The sequence below is a fragment of the Nocardiopsis sp. KDC1DS13DA1 genome, from assembly GCF_055632325.1.
The window spans coordinates 1-1,211 of record NZ_JBVMUY010000012.1; the positions used below are offsets into that span (position 1 = coordinate 1).

Genomic DNA, 1,211 nt, shown 5'->3' on the forward strand with positions numbered 1-1,211 from the left:
ACCTTCCTGTCGATCTGCTCCGCCGAGGGGGGCGTGGAGATCGAGGAGGTCGCGGCCTCCGACCCCGACGCGGTCGTCCGTACCCCGGTGGGCCCCCGCGGGGTGGACCGGGAGGCGGCTCTGGCGGTCTGCCGTTCCGCCGGACTGCCCGAGGCGGTGTGGGAGTGCGCCGCCCGGGTGATCCGTCGGCTGTGGGCGGTCGCGGTGGGGGAGGACGCCACCCTCGTCGAGGTCAACCCGCTGGTCCGTACGGTGGACGGTCGGGTCCTGGCGCTCGACGCGAAGGTGACCCTGGACGACGGTGCCGCCTTCCGGCACCCCGAGCGCGCCCCGTTCGCGGACGGGGCGGACGCCGACCCGCTGGAGGCCGCGGCCAGGGCGAAGGGCCTCAACTACCTCAGGCTCGACGGCGAGGTCGGCATCATCGGCAACGGCGCGGGCCTGGTCATGTCCACCCTGGACGTGGTCGCCTACGCCGGCGAGGCGCACGGCGGCGTCAAGCCCGCCAACTTCCTGGACATCGGCGGCGGGGCGTCCGCCGAGGTCATGGCCAACGGCCTGGAGATCATCCTGGGCGACCCGGCGGTCAGGAGCGTGTTCGTCAACGTCTTCGGCGGCATCACCGCCTGCGACGCGGTGGCCAACGGCATCGTCCAGGCCCTGGAGATGCTGGAGGGCCGCGGCGAGGGCTCGGGTTCGGGGCGGCCGGGCAAGCCGCTCGTCGTCCGCCTGGACGGCAACAACGCCGAGCTGGGCCGCGACATCCTCACCAGGCACGCCCACCCGGCCGTGCGACAGGTCGACACGATGGACGGCGCCGCCGCCCGGGCCGCGCTCCTGGCCGCGCACTGATCCCGGTACGACGGCTCCGACACGACGCCCGTCACGAGGAGAGCGACAGGAGAGAGCAGGTACGGATGGCCATCTTCCTGAACAAGGACAGCAAGGTGCTGGTCCAGGGCATGACCGGCTCTGAGGGCACCAAGCACACCCGCCGCATGCTCGCGTCGGGCACCACCATCGTCGGCGGCGTGAACCCGCGCAAGGCCGGGCAGAGCGTCGACTTCGACGGCACCGAGGTTCCCGTCTTCGGCTCCGTGGCCGAGGGTATGGCGGCCACCGGCGCCGACGTCACCGTCATCTTCGTCCCGCCGAAGTTCTGCAAGGACGCGGTCATCGAGGCGATCGACGCCGGGATCGGTCTGGCGGTC

General features: G+C 72.6%; 1 protein-coding gene and 1 pseudogene. Both read left to right on the forward strand.

The features are described from left to right. On the forward strand, positions 1–852 hold an 852-nt coding region (locus tag ACTVAJ_RS08170; RefSeq protein ID WP_470387468.1), incomplete at its 5' end, for an ATP-grasp domain-containing protein. Between the two features lie 65 nt (positions 853–917). Then, a pseudogene (locus ACTVAJ_RS08175) lies at positions 918–1,211 on the forward strand (succinate--CoA ligase subunit alpha); the annotation flags it as partial.